This window comes from Verrucomicrobiota bacterium (genome assembly GCA_016871535.1).
Taxonomy (GTDB): domain Bacteria; phylum Verrucomicrobiota; class Verrucomicrobiia; order Limisphaerales; family SIBE01; genus VHCZ01.
Map to the genome: position 1 here is coordinate 14,570 of VHCZ01000016.1, position 17,134 is coordinate 31,703.

Below are 17,134 nucleotides of genomic sequence, written 5' to 3' on the forward strand. Positions count from 1 at the left end.
TCATGGCAAGCAGGTATGGAAAAAAGTATTTCAACAATACCTCACTGAGTGCTTCATTGGGGCAAGAACGAATCATAACCGACCAAAAGAGAAAACATATGTCCACTGAAACCAAATGCCCATTCCATCAAGCCGCCGGCGGCGGCACCACGAACCGCGACTGGTGGCCGAACCAGTTGAAGCTCGAACTGCTGCACCAGCATTCCGCCAAGTCCAACCCGATGGGCGAGGACTTCGACTACGCCAAAGAGTTCAAGAGCCTCGACTTTGCAGCTCTGAAAAAGGATCTCGCAGCTTTGATGACCGACTCGCAGGACTGGTGGCCGGCGGACTTCGGGCACTACGGGCCTTTGTTCATCCGCATGGCATGGCACAGCGCCGGCACCTACCGCATCGGCGACGGCCGCGGCGGCGGCGGCAGGGGCCAGCAACGCTTCGCGCCACTCAACAGTTGGCCGGACAACGTCAGCCTCGATAAGGCGCGCCGGCTCCTTTGGCCGATCAAGCAGAAGTATGGCCGGAAGATTTCGTGGGCCGACTTGATGATCCTGGCCGGCAATGTTGCCTCGGAAACGATGGGCTTCAAAACGTTCGGTTTCGGCGGCGGCCGCGAGGATGTCTGGGAGCCCGACCAGGACGTCTATTGGGGCTCCGAGGAAAAGTGGCTGGGTGACGAACGCTACTCCGGCGACCGGAATCTTGAAAACCCGCTCGGGGCCGTGCAGATGGGCCTCATTTACGTCAACCCGGAGGGACCGAACGGCAATCCCGACCCGGTGGCCGCGGCGCGGGACATTCGCGAGACCTTCGCCCGCATGGCGATGAACGACGAAGAGACGGTGGCGCTCATCGCCGGCGGCCACACCTTCGGCAAAACTCACGGCGCCGGCCCCGCGTTGCATGTTGGGCCTGATCCGGAAGCGGCCGGACTCGAAGAGCAGGGCCTGGGCTGGAAAAACACCTTCGGCGCCGGCAAAGGCGGTGACACGATCACCAGCGGCCTGGAAGTTACCTGGACACAAACGCCGGCGCGCTGGAGCAATTACTACCTGGAAAACCTCTTCAAATACGAATGGGAACTGACCAAGAGCCCGGCCGGCGCGCATCAGTGGGTTGCCAAAGACGCTCCCGAAATCATCCCGGACGCGCACCATCCGTCCCAAAAGCGCAAGCCCACCATGCTCACCACGGACCTTTCGCTGCGCTTCGATCCGGCTTACGAAAAAATCGCGCGGCGTTTCCTGGAGAATCCCGCTCAGTTTGCCGACGCTTTCGCCCGCGCGTGGTTCAAGCTGACGCACCGCGACATGGGCCCGCGCGCGCGTTATCTTGGCCCGGAGGTTCCCGCGGAAGAACTCATCTGGCAGGACCCGGTTCCCGAGGTGAATCACAAATTGATCGATGCGCAGGACATCGCCGTTCTCAAGGGCAAAATCCTGGCTTCCGGTCTGTCGGTCTCTGAGCTGGTTTATACCGCCTGGTCATCAGCGTCCACATTCCGTGGCTCCGACAAGCGCGGCGGCGCGAACGGCGCCCGCATTCGCCTCGCGCCGCAGAACGATTGGGAAGTCAACCAGCCCGCCCAACTGGCCAGGGTGCTCAAGACCCTGGAAGGCATCCAGAGCGCGTTCAACAGCGCGCAGTCGTGCGGCACGAAAGTTTCGCTGGCTGACCTGATCGTGCTGGCCGGTTGCGCCGGCGTCGAGCAAGCGGCGAAGAACGCCGGTCACACGATCACGGTTCCCTTCACGCCGGGACGCACGGACGCCTCCTCAGAGCAAACCGATGCGGCGTCCTTCGCCGTGCTCGAACCCATCGCGGACGGCTTCCGCAATTACCTCAAGGGCAATTACACCGTGCCATCCGAGGCGTTGCTCGTGGACAAGGCGCAATTGCTGACCTTGACCGCGCCGGAAATGACCGCGCTCGTGGGCGGCATGCGCGTCCTGAAGACCAACTTCGGTGGCGCGCCGCACGGCGTTTTCACCAGGCGACCGGAGGCATTGACCAATGACTTCTACGTGAACTTGCTCGACATGAGCACGGAGTGGAAGCCGGTCTCGAAGGACGCAGACGTGTTTGAAGGCCGCGATGGCAAGACCGGCGCGGTCAAGTGGACCGGCACGCGTGTGGACCTAGTCTTCGGTTCCAATTCCCAACTCCGGGCACTGGCTGAAGTTTACGGAAGCTCCGACGCCCAGGCGAAGTTTGTTCACGACTTTGTTTCGGCCTGGAACAAAGTGATGAACCTCGACCGCTTCGATCTGGCGTGAGTTCTGATCCAAGTTCTGACGACTCGTCATTGCCGAGATAATGGAGGATGGGACGTGAGTTGCGACGCTTCGGCGGGCGTGCGGATGTTGATCGCCTGCCAGTTGCGGTTGAGCACCAGCATGCTGTGGTTTCGACTCCGTGAATAAGAGGCAGGCATGTTGCTGGACTACACCACAGGGACAGCGCGCTGCGCGCGAATGGCCAATGACCAATCGCCAATAGCCAACGCGCGGGATGGATTGGTCATTACTACCGCGACCCGGAACAAGGACGCTCGACGGTCGCCGTGTCGCAGACTTGGTCAGAAGTGCATCGCGTCAATCAGCAGATCCGCGCCGCCCTCAAGGAGCGAGGCTTGATTGGCACCGATGAGCAGACCGTCCGCGCTCCAGGTTCGCTATTGAAAGTCAGCATCGTTTTTGCAACCTTAACGCAGCGGGCCTGTAGCTCAATTGGTTAGAGCAGAGCACTCATAATGCTTTGGTTCTCGGTTCAAGTCCGGGCAGGCCCACCAAACCGACACGCTTTTGACCTTCAACTCCGGGAACCACGCCCTTCAAACTGCCGCACTTCTGACGAAGCGGTGCTGTGGCATAACAGCAGGACATTCCTTTGTTGCCGGGGGCCAACCCTAGAATTGGCGTGAATTGGCGTGCAGTTCCCTCTCGCTGCCGCCTTAATCCACTCCTTCGCTCGCCGTTTCCTGCGGCTGGCCCGGCGAGACTCCTGCCGAGCCAATGCCATCGAAGAAAAGCCCCGCAGGAGCGGCGCCGCACCGTCGTTAACTGAAAGGCTGCCGCAATGGGTAAAAACCGGCTTGCGCGTCGGGTGTTTGTACGACAATGTTGTACCGTTCGTATGACAATCAGCATCCGCTTGAGTCCGGAAGAAGCGCGGGAATTGGCCGCTCTCGCCCGCAAGACCGGCCGTTCGAAAAGTGAAATCTTGCGAGACGCGTTTCGGCAATCTCGCTCCGGCAAGTCGGACATCCGCAGGCAGCGCGCGTTGGCTTTGGCCGGTTCGCTTTCGGGAGCCAGTGATCTCTCCCAAAGAGAGGGTTTCGGAAAGCAATGAAGTTAATCGCCGACACCGGCCTGTTGGTGGCCTTTCTCAACCGTCGCGATGCGCATCACGAATGGGCGACGAACTTGACTCCGTTCGCCATTTCACTCTTGTAATGCCGCACCGCGGGCGCGGCCTCGTTTCCAGAAGAAATACGCCGGGACACCCGCCAGCACGATCAACAAGCCGGGCCAGGCATTGCCGCTCGTCTTCGGACTGATCAACAGGTCCAGCGCAATCAGCGAGGCGGCTACGACGTAAATGGCCGGAACCACCGGATACCCAAACGCCCGGTAGGGCCGCTCGACGTCGGGGCGTTTTCGACGAAGCACAAACAGGCCGGCCATGGTCAGGACGTAGAAAATCAGCACCGCGAAAACCACGTAGTCGAGCAGTTCGCTGTAGGTGCCGGACAACGTCAACAAGCACGCCCACACACATTGGATAAGGAGCGCGTTGCCGGGGACGCCCTGGCGGTTGAGTTGGCCGATCCTGGCAAAGAAAAGCCCGTCCCGCGCCATCGCGTAATAGACCCGCGCGCCCACCAGGACCAGCCCGTTGATGCACCCGAACGTGGAAATCATGATCAGCAGCGCCATGATCGCGGCGGCGTTTTGTCCAAAGATCACCTCCATTGCCGCCGTGCCCACGCGATCGTTGAGGGCGAATTGGATGCCGCGTTCCAGAGCGGTGGTTCCGGCAGGCGATCCGTGGAGCGGCAAGGTGAGGAGATAAGCGATGTTCGCCAGGAAATAGAGTGCGCAAACCAAACTGACTCCAAGAAAGAGGCTGAGCGGCAAGTTGCGTTTCGGATTTTTCACCTCGGCAGCGGTGAAGGTGACACAGTGCCACGCGTCGGCTGAAAACAGCGAGCCGACCATCGCCGTGCCTAATACCAGGAGCAGGCCCTGGCCCTGGAGCGCTGTGGTCGTAAATTCGTTTCCGCCGCGGGCGGACGGCTGCGTGAAGGACGCCGACCACCAGTCTTGAAAATTAGCGCTGATCGCCATCGAATTGGCCCCAACCAACAAACCCAGGAGCACCAATCCCAGGAGCGCCGCAATTTTCGTGATCGTGAAGATGTTTTGCACGATCTTCCCTGTGCGGAGGCCGGTCGAGTTGGACCACGTGAGCAGAATTAGGACGGCAATCGCCACCAGTTTTGTCGGGGTCAATGCGAATCGACCGAACTCGAAATAGACGTGGCTTTCTGAGATCGCAGGAACCAGGACGCCGAGAAAACGCGCGAACGCCACCGCTACAGCGGCGATCGTGCCGGTTTGAATCACCAGATAAAACGTCCAGCCGTACAGGAACCCCCAGAGCGGGCTATAAGCCTCGCGCAAATAGACGTATTGACCGCCCGCGCGCGGCATCATGGCCGCCAGCTCGCCGTAACTCAGCGCCGCGATCACCGTGAGCACGCCCGTGATCAGCCAGACCACCAGCAGCCAGCCGCTTGACCCGACCTGGCGCGCAATGTCCGCCGAGACGATGAAAATGCCGGACCCGATCATCGAACCTGCGACCATCATCGTCGAGTCGAGCAGGCCAAGGCCGCGGACGAATTGGCCTTCGGTCACGGGGGCGTGGGGCGTGGGCTCTGGCATAGGACCTTCAGGTGACGAATGGACTGGGGAGCACACGCGCACTCGCGTGTTCCGACCGGCGCCTCGCCGGTCGGAATCGACGCGTCAGACGGTCATTCAATGGTAGCAGATTCGACCGAATCCTTGTGGTCGGCGAGGGCGCCGACCCCTGCACGCGAGGGCGCGTGCGCTCCCCATCGAAACAGAATGCACAGGGCTTCGTCATTGCCTCTGGCGCTGCGCATTTCGGTGGCTGTAGGCAAAATAAATCACCATTCCAATCGCGAGCCACACAGCGAAGCGAACCCAGGCTTCCTTGGGCAGCGCCATCATCAAATAGCCACAGCTCAGGATGGCGCCGAGCGGCACCCACGGCACCCACGGCGTGCGAAAAGGCCGGGGCCGATTCGGATCGATTCGCCGCAACACAATGATTCCCGCCGCCACGAGCACGAACGCGAACAGCGTCCCGATGCTGCACACGTCCGCCATCTCATTGATGTTCGCGACCGCTGAAAGCCCGGCCACGAAAACGCCCGTCAGGATCGTGGGTATGTGCGGGGTCCGGTAGCGCGGATGCACACGCGCGGCCCAGGCGGGCAGCAAGCCATCGCGCGCCATCGAAAACAAGATTCGCGGCTGGCCCAACTGATAGACCAGCAGCACGGAAGTGGTCGCGAACACTGCGCCCAGGGAAATCAGGCCCGCCGTCCAGTTCATGCCGCGTTCGGAAAAGGCCTTGGCCAAAGGATCCGCGGCCCCGGTGAATTCCTTCCAGGGCACCATGCCCGTCAGCACGAGCGCCGCCGCAACATAAAACACCGTGCACACGATCAAACTGGCGATGATCCCGATCGGCAGATTTCGTTGCGGATCGCGGGTTTCCTCGGCCGCGGTCGAAACCGCATCGAATCCGATGTAGGCGAAGAAAATCACGCCGGCGGCGCTGGAGATGCCTTGAAATCCATTCGGCGAAAATGGACTCCAATTCTCCGGACGGATGTAAAACGTCCCGACGCCGATGAACAGTCCGACGACCGTCAGTTTCAACACGACCATGATCGTGTTGAACGCGGAACTTTCCCGGATGCCGCGCACGAGAATCCACGTGAGCAACGCCGTGATGAGCACCGCCGGCAGATTGAAGACGAGCGGAACGCCAGCCAGCCGCGGCGCTTCCTTCCAAGCCCGAGCCGCGCGCAGCAACGAATCCGACAACGTGCCTGGATCCGTGTTGTCCGCCGCGGTTTTGGCCGCATCCAACGCCGTTCGATAATCCACGCCGAGCCACGCGGGCCAATTCACCTGCAGCCCGCGCAGCAAGGTTTGGAAATATTCCGACCAGGAAATCGCGACGGCCACGTTGCCCACGGCATATTCGAGAATCAAATCCCAACCGATGATCCAGGCCATGAGCTGGCCGAGCGTCGCGTAAGCGTAGGTGTAAGCCGACCCGGACACGGGAACCATCGAAGCGAATTCTGCATAACAAAGCGCCGCGAAACCGCAGGCAATCGCGACCAACACAAACGAAACCACCAGCGCCGGTCCGGCGCCGATGTGTCCGCTTCCCCCGGCAGCCGCCGTTCCGACGGTCGAGAACAGCCCCGCGCCGATGATCGCGCCAATGCCAAGCAGCGTCAGTTGAACCGGACCGAGCGCGCGCCGGAGCTGCTGTTCCGGACGCACCGCCTCGGCGTTCAGCTCATCGAGAGACTTGACGCGGAAGAGACTCATTTCAAAATGAATTTCCAGTCGTCCCATCAAGCAGGCTTCCCATGAACCGTTCCTCCGGACCGTGACCTTTAGGCCGCTTCAGCGCTGGACTCCGGAGAGTGCGCGGAAGCAGCCTGAAGGCTGCGGTCCGCACGGTTTTCGGTTCATCGGCCATGGGCATGGCCCTGGGGCCAAGAAAGCTTCCCACGAACCTCATGGTAGGGAGAGCCTGTCCCCAGCGAGCCGAGTCGGACGTGTTCAACGCACGTCGAACGGCTCGACGGGACGGACTCGCCCTACCGGGTTCATGGCGAGTCATCATGGTAATCAGATCAAGGGAGGTGGCACGCGCGGATGTTGCCCCAGAGCAATTGCCGATTGCAAGTTCACTTCGCAGGCCTTGTTTCAGGATCAGCAACGAGTATCCTCGGCCAGACATGCCCGACCTCTGTTCACTTCGTTGCCTCCTGTTCGAAGGGAATCGTCACGGATTGGCCGGCTTGATGTTTTTTGTCGCGGTGACGGGGCTCGATACGGCTGTCGTCGCACAATTCCAGGCAGCCAGACCCTCGAACGTGACGCCGGTGCACGATGCGCCGGACATCCCGTTCCGGCGCGCACCGATGGGGCCTTCCAGCCGGAGCATCGTCGTTTCGCTGACGACGAACCTGCACCTGGCTTTCGACGCGCATCTGCTCCGCACGCACACAGTTTGGGAGGGTGTGCCGTTGAATCTTTACGGCCCGCCGTTCAACAATACCGCCACGCGGTTCATCTGCGACATTACCGGCTCGCCGCTTTGGGCGAGCCTCCCGCGGCAGCCATGGGAAACCGGTCGCCCGGACGGCGGTCGTTTCGAAGTGGCGGAGTCCCGTTTTCTCGGCGTGAGCACGCGGAACGGCCCGACGAGTTTCCTTTACGAACTCCTCCCTGCTTCGGATGCGCCAGCGCAAGTGCAAGAAATGCCGCGATGCGAGCGCGTTCAGTCGCGCGACGCCGTCATCCGGCGCGTCCGCATTTCCCCGCACCGTGAGCCAGTCCGCTGGTCGCCGTTTCACGGTCCCGGCGAATCGGTGCTGTTGCCCGACCTGCAAAACGCCATCGCCATCCGGCGCGCGCGAGATTTCCTGCTGGTCACAGCGCGCGGGTTGCCTTCGCGCGCGCTCGCCGCCCGCCGCGATGACGCCGATCATGTCGTGCTCCTGCAAAGTGAACGCGGCGGCAAAGGTCCTTACAGCGCGGTGGTGACCAACCTGGTCTCCGGCCCGCAAGTGCAAATCACTCTCACGCTGCCGCCAAGCGCCGTCGAGCAAGTCGTGGAGGTCGCCACCGCCGTGTGCGCCGATCGGGATGAGGCGCTCGCGCTGGCAAAAGAACTCGCCGCTGCGCCAGATAGCTTCGGTGAAGGTGGGGCGAGCGTCCTCACGAGCCGATGGCCCTCGGCGAACGGCTCGGCGAGAGCCTCGCCCCACCGTCCCCCTCCACTGGCTTATCCGAGTAACGTCCGGGATGGAGTGGTCCGCGTTTCCGGAGCCGACGAGTCTTTCGTCATCGAACATTTGCCGGTGCCGAAGGACATCAAACTGTTGGTCGGCGGCATGGATTTCCTGCCGAACGGCGATTTGGCCATTTGCACGTACGCAGGCGAAGTCTGGATTGTCGAAGGCGCCACAGGCGCTCCCGGGCAAGCGCGGTGGCGCCGCTTTGCGCGCGGGTTAAACGAGCCGGGCGGCCTGCGCGTCGTCCAGGGCAACATCTATGTCACGCAGAAATGCGAACTGACGCGCCTCGTGGATACCGACGCCAATGGCGAGGCTGACTTTTTCGAGTGCATTAGCGACGGCTGGGGTTACACCGGCAATTACCATTCTTACGCCACGGGTCCCGCGCTCGATGGGGCCGGGAATTTCCACGTCATGATCACGGGCCACCGCCCCATCTACGATGTGCCGTTCATGGGTTGGTGCGTTCGCGTTTCACCCTTTCCGGGGAGCGCACGCGCCTCGCGTGCCGCGGCAGACGCCTCGTCTGCCGCTTCTCACGAGCGAGGACCCCTTCATGCCCCAACGGCAGCCGATGCTCCAAAGCGAACCGGCGAGGTCGCCGGTTTGATGCACGCGGGGCGCGTGCGCTCCCCAGCGGATTCGACTGCCCAATACATGACCGAAGGCTTCTGCTCCGGGTTGCGCGTGCCGAACGGATTCGGCGAATTCGTTGTAACGCTCCAAGCGTTTGAGCTTGCCCGGCGCTCTGAGCAAATCGTAGCTTTCCGCGCGGCCAGAGACCATCTCCCTGAACGTCACGACGTGTGCTGATCCAGCGATTGCGCGAGCGAAACGAGTGGAAGTTCTTCGGCGTCCTGCCTAAAGCGGATTGTGCTCTGGCCATCCTCTGGTGGGCCATTCTAATTCTTCGGGGCGCGCTGCCTGCTGCGTTCGCCTTTGCGATGGGCGCGCTCGTGGGCGCCGTGGAAAGCGGCGAAAACCTGACCGGCCCTCTCAGCGTGGCTGGGGCCATCTTCGTCGTGCTTCAAGTGCTCACGCCCATTCATCAAGCGGTCAGCAGCAACCTCGGAGACCGCACGGCGGCGTGGCTTTACGATCGGCTTACCGAAGCCTGCGTTCGCCCGCCCGGCCTGGGACACCTCGAGAATCCGAAGCTCACCGGCGACCTCACCGTCGCGCGCGACTTCGATCTCGGCATGACCGGTCCGCCGCTGAGCATTTCCATGGACTTCATCGCGGGCGGGCTGGTGGAAATGATCGCCGGCCTCGCGTCCGCTATCGTGCTCGCCACATACGCGTGGTGGGCGCCGATTCTTCTGGCCGGGGCCTGGCTGGGGACGCACTGGCTGCTGCGCGAGAGCGCGGTCTGGCGGGATCGCAACACCGAGGAGGTTCGCGGCGCGCAACGCGATTCCGATTACGCCTACAAACTGGCCGTCGATCCACCGGCGGCCAAGGAACTGCGCTTGTTTGGCCTTGCGAGTTGGACAATCGACCGCTTTGTCAAATGCCGGACCCGCCTGCACGCGCTGCAGTACGAAGCCACGCGGCTCCGCGAGAAGCCGGTGCTGTGGAGCCTTCTGATTGTCAGCGGCGCCAACATTGTTTTCTTCTGGACGCTGGCCAATGGGGTCGCTGCCGGAAACGTGACTCTGGCGCAAGCGGTCGTCTTCGCTCAATGCGCGGTCGGCACTTCGCTGGTCGCGTTTGGCGGACTCAGTTGGGCGCTCGACGGATCGTCCGCGCCCGTGGCCGCGGTGTTGCGCCTCGAATCCGCCATGGCGCCGGCGGGCGCGCTGACGTGCGGCAATCGCTCCGCGTCGGGGTTGCCGGCCCGAGAAATTCGTTTTCGCGATTTGACGTTCGCGTATCCGGAAGGCGAGGCAGTGCTGGAGCGCTTCAATCTGGTCATCCCGGCCGGCACGTCGCTGGCCATTGTCGGCCAAAATGGCGCCGGCAAAACCACATTCGCCAAATTGTTGTGCCGATTTTACGACCCGCAATCCGGCGCGATTGAAATTGATGGTGTGGATTTGCGCGCCTTCGACCTGGCTTCCTGGCGGGCGCGTCTGTCCGCGGTTTTCCAGGATTTCACGCGTTTCGAGCTGCCTCTCCGGGAGAACGTGGCGCCCGCGGGCGCGCCGGATAAAGCGGTGCGAGCCGCGCTCGAATCCGCCGGCGCCGCAAGCCTCGCCGACTTCGACACGATCCTGGCTCGAGGATTATGCGGCCTCGACCCTGGAGTCGGCTGACGTGCCCGTGCCGGCAAAGCTGAACCAAGGAATTCGCCTCGAACAAGTATCGTTTATCTATCCGGGCACGTCGAAGCGCGTTCTCGACAATGTGTCGCTTTCGTTGCCCGCAGGCGCGGTCGTGGCCGTGGTCGGAGAGAATGGCGCGGGGAAAACGACTTTGGTCAAGCTGCTGGCCAAGCTGTACGAACCAACGTCCGGTTTTATTCTGGTGGACGGCGCGCTGCTCGCGAGGATGCCGGCGCGCGAATGGCGCTCGCGAATGGCGGGGGCGTTTCAGGATTTCTTCCGGTTCGAATTCCGCGCGCGCCACACCGTGGGGTTGGGCGATGTGCCTCGCTTCAACGATGAACCGGCCGTGGTCGCCGCCGTTGATCGGGCGGGCGCGAGCGACGTCGTGTCGCGGCTGAAGACGGGACTGGACACGCAACTTGGTCCAACCTGGCCTGGGGGCGTGGAAGTGTCCTTCGGTCAATGGCAGAAGCTCTCGCTGGCGCGCGGTTTCATGCGCAATGAGCCGTTGCTTCTGGTGCTGGACGAGCCCACCGCCGCGCTCGACGCCGAGACCGAGCACGCGTTGTTCGAGCGCTACGCAGCCGCGGCCCGTCGCGGCGCCAATGCCTGTCCAGCCAAAGGCAGCGCGGTGCCGAACAACGGTCGCATCACCATTCTGGTCTCGCACCGATTCTCCACGGTTCGAATGGCCGATCTCATTGTCGTGCTCGACGGCGCCCGTCTTGTGGAAGCCGGCACGCACGACGAGCTCGTGGCCAACCGCGGACAGTACGCGGAACTTTACGGCCTCCAGGCGGCGGCTTACCGTTGAACGGGATGCAAATCATCGCGCGTCGCGGACAACCTGAGCGGCGAGTTTTTCCAGGTCAATCTCCGTCCCAGGCGCGGGGAACGGGTGCGGCAGCAGATACCAATCCTCGGTGAACGAAGCCGAACCTCCCGGCGCAATGTTATTGCGCGGGCCGTGCGGCTCCAATTCGCAGACGGGGAGTTGTTCGGCCTTCGGATAATAAAAGCAAAGCGTCAGCCCGGCGATTTCAGGATAAACGCCGTCCGGCGGCGAAGGGTATCGTTTCACGAACGCCTGATGGTGCGGCATCACATACGCAAACCAGCCGGCGTTCGAATCGAAGCCCAGCTTCGGCTGGCGCGTCGGGCCGAGCACTTCGAGAAAGTTGCCGCGGCGGCGGACGCTTGGATCCGTGGGCGCCACGAGGATCGCACTCTCCCCTTTGAAATCGTACATCACCCAGCCGTTGGGAAAACGCTGTGTTTCCGGTGTGAGCGGAACCACGCCAATTCCGCCATGCACGGCAAACGTGCGGCTCCAATGCGTCCAGCGCTTCGTCTCCTTCGACACGTTACGGATGATTTGCGTGCAGGCCAGGTGCGTGGTTTTTGCGTCGAGGCGAAACTCACGAATGAGCTGCACCCCGGTGGATTCCTCCGGCTGGCTCGTCAACCGGACGGCGCGCGGCCCGATGGCCTCGGCTTTCCATTCCCCGCTCCACAGCTTGTCGCGCCGTGGAATCAAATACTCCGGCCCGATGTCGAAGCGACCCGCGCTGTCCGGCGCGCGCGGCCCGCCGGGCGTGCCCCATTTCGCTTCCGCCGGATCGAGGTAAAGCGCATTAATCCCCTTGAACGAATACTCCAGCACGCGCCCGCCGACTTGATGGCAAAGGGTGACCCGCGTCTCGGCGTTCGAAAGCTTAAAGCAGTCGGGGTAGCTCAGGACTTTGACGCGCCGCACGCCTTCGGGAAGTTCGGCAGCGGATGCCGTCAAATCAAGAGTGAGGAGAATGATCAGAGAGGCGGTGCGCATGAGAACAGTGAAGAGACAGAAAAGGCGGCGGTCAATAGAAGTCGTTCTCAGCTCAGCAGCGCAGGCGTGAGGCATAGCCGCGCGCTTGACCTTCGGCCTCGAGCCGCTCGAACTGAGAATGTGCCAGGATGGGCGCTTGCACCGGCACTCCGTCAGCGGTTTCACCGCCATCCTTCAACCCACCCGCGGCGGCAGCGACAGCGGCGTTCTCTCCTGGTAAGCGGAGGATTCTTTGCCGGTGCAGCGAGACCATTTCTTTTTGAACTCTGCTGGCGTCATGTGCGCGGCACCGGTGTTATAGGTTCTCGTCGTATGTTCGTCCCAATCGTCGGCCTGTTGGCGCGGGAACTGATACACCTCTTCTCATCATGAAGACCTCATCGCTCATTCACCGGATTCTCGTTGCTGTGGGAGTTACTCTGTCTGCCTCTGGTCCTGGCTATGCGCAAGCCAACGAGTGGAGACAATTGTTCAATGCAAAGACATGAACGGTTGGAGCAGGCAAAGAAAGGCAGGCGCTTTGCGTCTGCCGCGTTTTGCCTTCCGCGCGCAAAAAGGACCAGTCACGCTCCTTGAGGCGAAAGGGAATCGTCCAGAAACCGCCACGCCGTTGTCGGTGACGGGCATTTCAAGGTGTCGGCATAGGCTGTGCTCAGCAAAGCGCGGTGCTGCTGCGTTGCCTCATCGTCGCTGTTCTGGCGCTGAGTTCTGCTATCCCGCGTGCTCAGCCGCCAGCCGCGGTCGAAATTCCATTCGATTGGCGTGACGGCCTGCTCTGGGTCAAGGTCGCCGTCCCGCAATCGACCAATCTTCTGAATTTCCTGGTCGATTCCGGCGCCAACGTCAGCGTCGTGGATCTCTCGTTGGCCCGGCGGCTCGGCTTGAAGCTTGGCCGCCGCGTGGAAGTTCGGGGCGTCAATGCCCGGGCCGAAGGATATTGGCCAGTCGCATTGTCGGCTGCCGCAGCCGGCGCGGCGCTCCCGGACAACTTTCTCGCCGTGGATTTGAGCCGCCTGAGCCAGAGCTGCGTGTGCTCCGTCGATGGCTTGTTGGGCGCGGATTTCTTCCTGGAGCGCGTCGTGCAGATCGACTTTGACAAGAAAACGATTCGGCTGTTCGAGCGCGCCGTTGCCTCAACAAACGGCGAAATCCTCCCGCTGGAGATTCGCCGCGGCGTGCTTCAGCTCCAGGTCGAAGTCAACAACGCGGCGCCGGGATGGGTGCGGTTGGACACCGGCTGCGCGTCTTCGTTGGAGTGGGTTGTTTCGCACCATCCGCCCCGTGCCGAGTCATTCAAAATGTCTATTGGCCTGGCTGAGATTCGCATTCCGGAATCTTTGCTCAACGTCCGGCTGGGGAGCCGCAAGCATTCGGTGCTGGCCGGACTGCACGAACGCGAGTTGTTTCCTTCGGAACGCGGACTGTTGGGAACAGGATTCCTTTCCCGATTCGCGCGGGTCACGGTGGACGCAAAGGGTGGCCGTCTGATCCTGGAGAGGCGGCCTCTGGACGAAGAGCAATAAGAGCGAGTTTCAAGTTTCGGGTTCAAAGTTCGATGTTCGATTTTGTCCCGTGAGGAACGCCTTGGAACGCCTTGAACTTTCAAACCTGAAACTTTGAACATGGAAATCGGAGGGATTCGGACATCCGTGGCGTAGTAAGGAGGTGGATAAAACAAAAACCACGTGGGCAATCCCACTCGAACAAACAAGTTTATGAAAACCATTCACCGATTCTTACTGGCCGCAACTCTCCTCACCACGCTCGCAGCCGTGCCTACCGCGCGTGCCGCAGATGAACCTCTCGCCTCGCCCCGGGCGAAGGCCAATCAGATCAAACGCGTCAGCGGCATTGGCAGCGATGTGGATTTTGTCCACGCCAATGCGCTCCCCATCGCATCACCACGGAGCTTGGCGATCCGGCATCCGGGGGTGGCCGGTTTCCGGAATGACGTGGACCTGGCACACAAGCCGCAACCGTTGTTCACTCCCAAACATCTCGCCGTCTTCGGCGCGAAGACTGAGAAGTTTGAAATCGCCCCGCTCAAGTAGTTGTGGCGAAACTCTTCAATGAGTGATATGGGGTGGCATCGAACCATGAACACCGGCAAACCTGACAACAACGACGAGGCGCTGCGCCAGGTGTTGCAACGCTGGGAAGTGAAGGGGCCATTGCCAGCCGGTTTCAGCAGCGAAGTCTGGCGTCGCATCGAACGCACGCAAAGACCGCAGGATCAGACTGCCATCCACTGGCTGACGAATCTTTTGGACCACGCCTTGATCAAGCCTTCAGTCGCGCTGACCTATTTGATGGCGCTCCTGGTCGGCGGTTCGGTTCTCGGCTGGTTTCAAGCCCAGCGGGACAAGAGCCAAACGCACGAGCTACTCGGTCAGCGTTACGTCCAACGGATCGATCCGTACCAAAGAACGCGTTAGCCAGCCATGATCCGGAGCATCACCGTTTTGGCGGCGGGTTTGGTTGTGGGAGTCGGCGCGTACCTGGGTTTATATTTTGCCGGCACGTCGTCGCGCCGGGAAATGCTCCACAGCCAGACTCCCGAATTGCTCTGGTTGAAAAACGAATTCAACTTGAGCGATGCGGAATTCGAGCGCGTCTCCCGCCTCCACGACGGCTACCTTCCGCAATGCACCCAGATGTGCGCTCGCATCGCGGCCAAGGACGCGGAACTGAAAGCGCTGCTGAGCCAGACCAATGTGCTGACCGCCGAGATTGAAGCCAAGCTCACCGAAGCTTCCCAGCTTCGGCTCGAATGTCAGAAGAACATGCTCAAGCATTTCTACGAGGTCAGCCGAACGATGAAGCCGGATCAGGGCAAACGCTACCTGGCCTGGGTTCAGGAAAAGACTTTTCTGCCGGATCACGGCATGGCGGGCGAGCAAGAGGCGGGGCAAGTCCATGAGCACGCGGCCGAGCGATGAGGAGGATGCCGCGGACATGGCAAGCCTGGCGGCCGGTCGAGACGCCGCGCTCGATGGATTGATGGCGCGGCATGGCGAGCGGCTTTTCCACTACCTCATTCGCCTCCTGCAAAACGAAGATGACGCGAGCGACCTGGCTCAGGAGACTTTCGTCCGCGTCTATCAGCACCGGACCCGATTCAACCCCCAGGCCCGCTTTTCCACCTGGCTCTACACCATCGCCACGAACTTGGTTCGCTCGGAATACCGTTGGCGCAAACGGCGACCGCACGTTTCTCTCGAAGCGGAAAACCCGGAAACCGGGCATGACTTTCGGGAGACCATTGCCGATGGGCGCGCATCGCCGAGCGAGTCCATTCTGGCGGACGAGCGGGCTGAGCTGGTGCGCAGTGCCGTGAGGAGCTTGCCGGACGATCTGCGCGTGCCGTTGATTCTCTTCGAGTACGAGCGGAAGTCGCAATCGGAAATCGCCGCGATCCTCGATTGTTCCGCGAAGGCAGTCGAGATGCGACTTTACCGGGCGCGGCAGCAGTTGAAGAACAAACTCAGCAAACTGCTGCAAGCTTCGGAGTAGCCATTCCGCCAAGGAATTGCTAAACGGCGGGCGATGAATTGGCTGCGATCGGTCGCAAGCTTCCTGGCCCTGCGGAGGAACACTTCACTCTTGTTAGTGACGCTCCTGCTGGCGCTCATGGGCGAGCGTCTCTGGCTGAACTTTGCTCCAAAGTATCTCCAAACCCTCGGCGCGAGCGTCGCCATCATCGGCCTGTTCGACGGACTCCAAACGCTGCTGGGCGCCCTCTACGCGTATCCAGGCGGTTGGCTGACAGATCGTTGGGGGCAACGGCGTTCGCTCCTGTTCTTCAATGTCATCGCGCTCGCGGGCTACGTCCTGGTTTTGCTCTGGCAACACTGGCTGGCGCTGGTTTTGGGCTCCGTGCTGTTCCTGGCCTGGAGCGGCCTTTCCCTGCCAGCGACGTTCACCGTCGTCGCCAGTTCGTTGGCGTCAAACCAGCACACCATGGGTATTGGCGTCCAGTCGCTGGTCCGGCGCGTGCCCATGATGCTCGGCCCGCTGGCCGGCGGCTGGCTGGTGACACATTACGGATGGGGCGATGGCGTGCGTTGCGCCTTGCTGGGATGCATCGCGCTGACGTTGTGCGCTACGGTGTTCCAGTGGTTCATGGTCGATCCCAAGCCAACCGCGTCCAAAGCAACTCCGAACCCGTCCGCAAATTTCGTCGGCGTCGTGAGATCCTTCAGTCCGGCGCTGCGGGAATTGTTGGTCAGCGACATCCTGATTCGCTTTTGCGAACGCATTCCTTCCGCCTTCGTCATTTTGTGGGCGCTGAACCACGGCGGCGTCACCGCTCAACAATTCGGCATCCTCGTCGCGATCGAGATGGCGGCCGCCATGTTGTGCTACGTGCCGGTGGCGCATCTCGCCGACAAATACGGACGGCGCCCGTTCGTTTTGATTACGTTTGTCTTCTTCACCTGCTTTCCCTTGATGCTGCTCTGGGCCACGGATTTCGCAGCGCTGTGTGTGGCGTTTGTGATTCGTGGCTTGAAGGAATTCGGCGAGCCCGCCCGCAAGGCGCTGATCATTGGCAAAGCTCCGATCGAATTTCGCGCGCGGGCCTTTGGCGCGTACTATCTGATTCGCGACTGTGTCGTCACATCAGGATCCTTGATCGGCGCCTGGCTTTGGAGCCTCAGCCCGCAGGCGAATTTCGTTGGAGCTGCGTTCTGCGGCGTGCTGGGCACGGTGTGGTTTGGGTGGTTCGTGTGCCGCAAGCGGCGGAACGAAGCTACTTCCCAGGCGCTTCTCTGAATGGGGACAGGTCGCGCCAACTTGTAGCGCAGAGTTGCACTCTGCCGTACCGCAGATTTGGAATCTGCGGCACGCCGGCCAAGCCGGCGCGGTCGGGTGAGTTTGTCGCGTAGCTGACTGCAA

The 17,134-nt window shown here is 61.6% G+C and carries 15 protein-coding genes and 1 tRNA gene; 12 read left to right on the plus strand and 4 right to left on the minus strand.

What is annotated here, in order from left to right; translation table 11 throughout:
* The first annotated feature begins 98 nt into the window (after positions 1–98).
* The 3 genes from katG (at position 99) to FJ398_03975 (ending at position 3,348) form a co-directional block, all read left to right on the plus strand.
* A complete protein-coding gene (gene katG / locus FJ398_03965; protein ID MBM3837111.1) occupies positions 99–2,273 on the plus strand; it encodes a catalase/peroxidase HPI in 2,175 nt (724 codons plus the stop codon).
* 438 nt (positions 2,274–2,711) lie between these two features.
* A tRNA-Met gene (locus FJ398_03970) sits at positions 2,712–2,788 on the plus strand.
* 344 nt (positions 2,789–3,132) lie between these two features.
* Positions 3,133–3,348: a CopG family transcriptional regulator gene (locus FJ398_03975; GenBank protein MBM3837112.1), complete on the plus strand. Its 216-nt coding sequence runs from the start codon at positions 3,133–3,135 to the stop codon at positions 3,346–3,348.
* A 92-nt stretch (positions 3,349–3,440) separates the two neighbouring features.
* On the opposite strand, the gene FJ398_03980 is transcribed toward FJ398_03975, so the two are convergent.
* From FJ398_03980 to FJ398_03990, 3 genes are all read right to left on the minus strand, one after another.
* Positions 3,441–4,946 (minus strand): amino acid permease, encoded by a 1,506-nt coding sequence (locus FJ398_03980; GenBank protein MBM3837113.1) that lies wholly within the window; start codon positions 4,944–4,946, stop codon positions 3,441–3,443.
* A gap of 201 nt (positions 4,947–5,147) precedes the next feature.
* A complete protein-coding gene (locus FJ398_03985; protein MBM3837114.1) occupies positions 5,148–6,662 on the minus strand; it encodes an amino acid permease in 1,515 nt (504 codons plus the stop codon).
* Position 6,663: 1 nt separating this feature from the next.
* A complete protein-coding gene (locus FJ398_03990; GenBank protein ID MBM3837115.1) occupies positions 6,664–6,963 on the minus strand; it encodes a hypothetical protein in 300 nt (99 codons plus the stop codon).
* A 115-nt stretch (positions 6,964–7,078) separates the two neighbouring features.
* Here FJ398_03990 and FJ398_03995 point away from each other — a divergent pair, with 115 nt between their 5' ends.
* From FJ398_03995 to FJ398_04005, 3 genes are read left to right on the plus strand one after another with little or no spacing between them, the layout of a single operon-like run.
* Entirely contained in the window at positions 7,079–8,956 is a 1,878-nt protein-coding gene (locus tag FJ398_03995; protein MBM3837116.1) for a hypothetical protein, read from the plus strand.
* Positions 8,953–10,398 (plus strand): ABC transporter ATP-binding protein, encoded by a 1,446-nt coding sequence (locus FJ398_04000; GenBank protein ID MBM3837117.1) that lies wholly within the window; start codon positions 8,953–8,955, stop codon positions 10,396–10,398. The genes FJ398_03995 and FJ398_04000 overlap by 4 nt, the downstream gene beginning before the upstream one ends.
* Positions 10,292–11,224 carry an ABC transporter ATP-binding protein gene (locus tag FJ398_04005; protein ID MBM3837118.1) on the plus strand — a complete coding sequence of 311 codons (933 nt, stop codon included), beginning with the start codon at positions 10,292–10,294 and terminating at the stop codon, positions 11,222–11,224. Before FJ398_04000 ends, FJ398_04005 begins: the two co-directional genes overlap by 107 nt.
* Positions 11,225–11,236: 12 nt before the next feature.
* On the opposite strand, the gene FJ398_04010 is transcribed toward FJ398_04005, so the two are convergent.
* Positions 11,237–12,238, minus strand: a complete 1,002-nt coding sequence (locus tag FJ398_04010) for a hypothetical protein (GenBank protein ID MBM3837119.1) — start codon at positions 12,236–12,238, stop codon at positions 11,237–11,239.
* A gap of 641 nt (positions 12,239–12,879) precedes the next feature.
* On the opposite strand from FJ398_04010, the gene FJ398_04015 reads away from it, so the two are divergent.
* The 6 genes from FJ398_04015 to FJ398_04040 all read left to right on the plus strand — a co-directional run bounded on the left by FJ398_04015 (position 12,880) and on the right by FJ398_04040 (position 17,011).
* Positions 12,880–13,761, plus strand: coding sequence for a hypothetical protein (locus FJ398_04015; GenBank protein ID MBM3837120.1), 882 nt, complete (start codon positions 12,880–12,882; stop codon positions 13,759–13,761).
* Positions 13,762–13,953: 192 nt separating this feature from the next.
* Complete coding sequence (locus tag FJ398_04020; GenBank protein ID MBM3837121.1) at positions 13,954–14,289, plus strand: hypothetical protein; 336 nt, start codon at positions 13,954–13,956, stop codon at positions 14,287–14,289.
* A gap of 18 nt (positions 14,290–14,307) precedes the next feature.
* Positions 14,308–14,673 carry a hypothetical protein gene (locus tag FJ398_04025; protein ID MBM3837122.1) on the plus strand — a complete coding sequence of 122 codons (366 nt, stop codon included), beginning with the start codon at positions 14,308–14,310 and terminating at the stop codon, positions 14,671–14,673.
* A gap of 6 nt (positions 14,674–14,679) precedes the next feature.
* Positions 14,680–15,177, plus strand: coding sequence for a periplasmic heavy metal sensor (locus FJ398_04030; protein ID MBM3837123.1), 498 nt, complete (start codon positions 14,680–14,682; stop codon positions 15,175–15,177).
* Positions 15,155–15,751: a sigma-70 family RNA polymerase sigma factor gene (locus FJ398_04035; protein MBM3837124.1), complete on the plus strand. Its 597-nt coding sequence runs from the start codon at positions 15,155–15,157 to the stop codon at positions 15,749–15,751. The genes FJ398_04030 and FJ398_04035 overlap by 23 nt, the downstream gene beginning before the upstream one ends.
* 33 nt (positions 15,752–15,784) lie before the next feature.
* A complete protein-coding gene (locus tag FJ398_04040) occupies positions 15,785–17,011 on the plus strand; it encodes an MFS transporter (protein ID MBM3837125.1) in 1,227 nt (408 codons plus the stop codon).
* Positions 17,012–17,134 lie beyond the last annotated feature (123 nt).